This window comes from Kitasatospora sp. NPDC058184, from assembly GCF_042883725.1.
In the GTDB taxonomy this organism is placed as follows: Bacteria; Actinomycetota; Actinomycetes; order Streptomycetales; family Streptomycetaceae; genus Kitasatospora.
Window position 1 is genome coordinate 1 of record NZ_JBHVVE010000048.1, and the last position, 4363, is coordinate 4363.

The following is a 4363-nucleotide window of genomic DNA, read 5'->3' on the forward strand; positions in this document are numbered from 1 at the left end:
TGTTCGGGTGTTGGTGGGGGGGGGGGGGGGGGGGGCCCCCCCCCCCCCACCAGGGGGGTAGGTCACTCGCGCAACCGGCGGGCACTCACCATGGGCCTCCGGCGGGTACTCACCACGGGCCTCCGGCCGGCACGGGCACTCACCACGCGGTGTGTGGTGAGTGCGCCGATCAGGGTCGGCAGGCAGTAGGCGAGGGAGACGGCGAGGGCTCCGACGGCGGCCACGGCCAGGACCAGGAGCCCGGCGGAGAGAGGCATCCCGCCCTCACTCACCAGACCGGCCAGCCCGGCGGCCACCAGGAGCGCGGCCAACTCAGGGGTGCGGGCCACGGTCACCACCAGCCCTTGCGCTTGCCGGGCACGATCATTCCGGCGTGGCCGTTGCGCATGTGGTCCACGCAGGCCGGGCAGTCCTCGCGCGGAGCGAGGTGCGCGTGCTGGGCCCGGCTGTCGTACGCGTGGAGCCAGCACTGGCGGCACTCACCAGGCGGCGGGTTCACCGCCTTCTCGCTCGGCATCAGAACCAGCCGCCCTTCTTCTTCTCGCGGCGGGCGGCGGCCTGGTCGGTGAGCTGCTGCTGGCGCTCGGCCTCCAGGACTCGGACGTCGGCGGCGGCCTCCTCCTCGGCCCGGGACCAGATGCGCCCGGCGGCCCGTTCGGCGGCCGGAGCCGTCTTGCCCCGCACCGCCTTGGCGATGCCGACCGCCTGGAGGCCAGCGAACTTCGCCTGGTCCCCGGGGCGGAGCGAGGACTGCTCCTGGTTGCGGATGCCGGACAGTCGGCTCTTCGCCGCCGCGATCTCGCGGTCGATCTTGCGGGTGTTCGCCACGGCGATCAGCCCTTCCTCGGGTAGGTGTGACCAGCGGGCGGGTATGGCTCGCCGGAGAGGGTCACGGAGGCGTCGATGACGACCTCCTCGAACTGGGTGAGCGGGAGGTCGAGGCCCTGGCGGCGGGACTCGTACGCGGTCTCCAGGCCCTCCAGGAGGCGGCCGGTCCGGGCGTTGTCGTCTGCCGCGCTCTCGCGGCGGCGGAAGATGCCCATCAGCAGGCCCCGCAGGAGCCACGGTTCGTGTCCGCGACGTACCAGGCCCCGCAGCCGGAGCACTGCCACATGTGCCGTAACGCGGCGATCAGCGCGGCCATCAGGCGGCCCGCCTGGAGGTTGCAGCGCTCGGAAGGCCGCGCTTCACGGCCCGGTCGTTCGCGGTGTTAGCCACGCAGCACTCGCGGCACGTCTCACCGAGGCGGAGGTGATGGCGGTACGCGCGGGGCGTGCCGCACACGTAGTCCCCGAGCGGGGCGACCACCAGCTCGGGGAACCAGCGGCGGATGCGCTCCGCCGGCACACGGAGCTGGGCGGAGATGGTGGTGGCGCTGCCGCCGTGGGCGACGAGGATGCGCGCGGCCTCGTGGAGCTCCAGGCCGGTCATGCCCTCGGGAGCCCGGCCGTTCACGGCGCGCTCGATGGCGATGAGGTCCAGCTGACCGCGCATGGTCGCGGTCCGCACGACGGGGATGAACGTCGTCTTACGATCAGACACAGGATCGGTCCCTTCTGTCTGGCAGTTGGGTCGGTCTCAGGCCCTGACCTGTGCTGAAGACACAGGTCAGGGCTGATTTGTGCGATCGAAGAAACTTCCCATAGGAAGTAGCTTCCTGTAGGAAGTTAGGGCAAGATCTGGGGTACCGTCAAGAACATCCGATAGGAAGTACCCAAGGAGGCGAAGATGGCAGGGACCGTGGCTGGCATGGCTGCATACCTGAAGGCCCGAATCGATCTGGGAACGCTGGCTGCGGGCGACAAGCTGCCTCCGACGTCAGCCCTGATGAAGCAGTTCGAGCTGAGCGACAACGCGGTCTACCGAGCCATCGCGCTGCTCAAGGCAGAGGGCTACGTCGAGTCGCAGCAGGGAAAGGGCGTTTTCGTCTCTGACCGGCGGAAGCTGATCGCAGGGGCTATGCGAATCAAGGGCATTACCTCCCCCGGCGAGACCATCCACCACAAGCTAAGCGCCCGCGTCCAGGCTCCTGGCTGGGTGGCCGCTGACCTTGGCGAGGGCGAGTGCGTGAACCGGGTTCGCACAGTGAACAAGGGCGACGTCGTGCTCCAGGCGTCCCAGTCCTGGGTCCACGTGGACGTTGCAGAGGTCGTTCCCGAAGTCGATCTCCCCGAGGCATGCAACCCCACGTGGCAAGCCGTCTACGAAGAGCGCTCTGGTCACCCTGTGACTGCTGCCTCGAAGACAGTCGATGCCCGGATCACCACTGCTGCGGACCGAGAAGCCCTGGGGTTGGATGCAGACTTCGCGGTCCTCGTCATGCGCAGCGTGTACGTGACCGGAGACAAGGTCATCGGCGTGGGCGAGGGCATCTACGCACCCGGTCACCCTCTGGCGATCTCCTGACCGGATGTGGTGTCCCTACTGCGTGTAGGGGTGTCCACTCCGGCGCGTAAGCTGCCGAACCACAACTAAAGATCCAAAACAGAAAGCCGCGCCTTCCCAAATCCAAGGGGGCTCCATCAGGGGTCGAAGCCTGATGGAGTTCGAAGCCTCAGAAGAGGGATGACGCGGCTGAGCAAAGCAGGCTCACCGCGAGTGTAAGGCAGGGGCGGGGAGATTTCTCCCCCACCTCGGCCGACGTCACCTTCTGTGGTGGGCCGTGATGAGAGGCGACGTCGCGTGACCCACCAGACGCAGACCGAAGAGTCTGCCGACGTCCCCCCGCAGAAGCGGGGCGGGACAGTATCGAACCTCCAGCGGGAGGGGAGCCCGGTCGGGGCTCGGCCGATCGCGGGCCTGAAGGCGGGCTGGTTCTTCCGGCCCGTGGACCGGATGCTGCTGCACCAGGCTTCCAAGGATGCACCGACGCTGCCCGTGGGCGCGGTGCCGCTGGTCCTGGGCCGGATCACCTACCGCATGTCCGACCGGAAGCACACGAAGATCGCGTACCAGCTCCACAGCGAGGAAGGGCCCCGGATCGTCTCGGCCGAAGAGGTGCTGGACGGCACCTGGGCCGACCGGCTCGGCCTGCGCCGCCCGACGACTCCCGACGAGCGGCACGCGTACGCCCGGATCTTCGGTGAGGACGTAATGGAGGCCGGGGAGGTCCCGGCCCTGCCGGTGAAGGACTCTGACGGCGGGCTGGTCCTGCCCGACGCGGACGCCCAGGAGTACGGCTATCTGCGGGTGCGCGAGGTGGACCAGGAGGCCGCCCGCAAGGGCTGGGCCCGGATCATGGCCCTGGCCACGCAGGCACCACGGACCACGCTGGTCATGTCCGCGATGTTCTCCGGCCCGCTGATCTCCAGCCTGCACGGCGTGCCCGCGCACATCCTGAACCTGACCGGCGGCGGGCAGATCGGCAAGAGCAGCGTGCAGCAGGTCATGTGCGCGCTGATGGGCGACCCGTCCCCGGACACGGGCGAGCTGTTCGGCTCGATGAACAGCACGGGCCTGGCCCTGCCGGAGGTGCTGATCCAGGCGCGTTACCTGCCGATGTGCCGCGAGGAGACGTCCTCCTCGGCCCTGTCGCTGCCAGAGCTGGAGAAGCTGTTCCAGCGGATCGTTGCCGGGGCCAAGCGCGGACGGCTCGGCAAGGGCAACACCGTGGTGAAGTCGGTCGGGACCTGGCACTCCATCTTCATCACGTCGTCGAACGAGTCGCTCCACCGTCAAGGACAGGTCGAGTCGCTGGCCTCCCGGCTCCTCCAGCTCAACGGCCCGTTCTTCACCGCAGCCTCGGCCACGGCCGAGGCGTTCGACCTGGCCCAGCGGTTCCACGGCTGGCCGCTGGTCTGGGCGCGGGACGCAGAGTTCTTCAGCGCGGAGCGGGTGACGACCTGGCGAACGCTGCACACGGAGATCGTGGACCGGCTGGCGACCGAGGAGACCCGCGAGTCGGGCGGAATCCCGCTGACCCTGGCCCGCATCCTGTCCGCGTGGTGCGTGGGCGCGTACATGCTCGGGGAGCTCCTGGCGATGCCCGAGCTGGGCGCGATGGCCGAGGAGGACGCCCGCCGAGAGCTCCCGCGCATCCTCGGGGAGGCGATCGAGCACCACCTGACACCGGGCCAGATCCTCTGGGAGAAGGTGGCCGGCGCCATCGTCCAGGAGCCCGCCGCGTGGGTGCAGTCCACGGTCCTCAACCCGCAGGCGTGGGGGGCCATGGAGGTCAAGCCGCGGCGCGTGCTCGGCTACGTCCACCAGGGCCAGGTGTACGTCTACGTCGCGACGATGGCCGAGCTGGTGAAGGCGGGCGGGATCGACTCCCCAGTGCCGGGCCTCCAGGAGCTGAAGCGGCGCGGGGTGCTGTAGTAGAAAGAGAAGGCGAAGTTGGCGTCGATTTAGGGATTGTTGTTGT

At 69.0% G+C, this 4363-nt stretch carries 7 protein-coding genes; 2 read left to right on the top strand and 5 right to left on the bottom strand.

What is annotated here, in order from left to right:
• Nucleotides 1–62: 62 nt before the first annotated feature.
• The 5 genes from ACFVXH_RS41155 to ACFVXH_RS41175 all read right to left on the bottom strand — a co-directional run bounded on the left by ACFVXH_RS41155 (nt 63) and on the right by ACFVXH_RS41175 (nt 1542).
• Nucleotides 63–329, bottom strand: a complete 267-nt coding sequence (locus tag ACFVXH_RS41155; RefSeq protein WP_387497154.1) for a hypothetical protein — start codon at nt 327–329, stop codon at nt 63–65.
• Between the two features lie 2 nt (nt 330–331).
• A complete protein-coding gene (locus tag ACFVXH_RS41160; protein WP_387497157.1) occupies nt 332–517 on the bottom strand; it encodes a hypothetical protein in 186 nt (61 codons plus the stop codon).
• Nucleotides 517–828, bottom strand: coding sequence for a hypothetical protein (locus tag ACFVXH_RS41165; RefSeq protein WP_387497160.1), 312 nt, complete (start codon nt 826–828; stop codon nt 517–519). Before ACFVXH_RS41165 ends, ACFVXH_RS41160 begins: the two co-directional genes overlap by 1 nt.
• A 5-nt stretch (nt 829–833) precedes the next feature.
• Nucleotides 834–1043 carry a hypothetical protein gene (locus ACFVXH_RS41170; protein ID WP_387831217.1) on the bottom strand — a complete coding sequence of 70 codons (210 nt, stop codon included), beginning with the start codon at nt 1041–1043 and terminating at the stop codon, nt 834–836.
• A 100-nt stretch (nt 1044–1143) separates the two neighbouring features.
• Nucleotides 1144–1542 (bottom strand): hypothetical protein, encoded by a 399-nt coding sequence (locus ACFVXH_RS41175; protein WP_387831218.1) that lies wholly within the window; start codon nt 1540–1542, stop codon nt 1144–1146.
• A 186-nt stretch (nt 1543–1728) separates the two neighbouring features.
• Between ACFVXH_RS41175 and ACFVXH_RS41180 the strand changes: the two genes are divergently transcribed.
• On the top strand, nt 1729–2406 hold the full coding sequence (locus ACFVXH_RS41180) for a GntR family transcriptional regulator (RefSeq protein WP_387459252.1): 678 nt from the start codon (nt 1729–1731) through the stop codon (nt 2404–2406).
• 429 nt (nt 2407–2835) lie between these two features.
• Entirely contained in the window at nt 2836–4317 is a 1482-nt protein-coding gene (locus ACFVXH_RS41185; protein ID WP_387831219.1) for a DUF927 domain-containing protein, read from the top strand.
• The last annotated feature ends 46 nt before the right edge of the window (nt 4318–4363 follow it).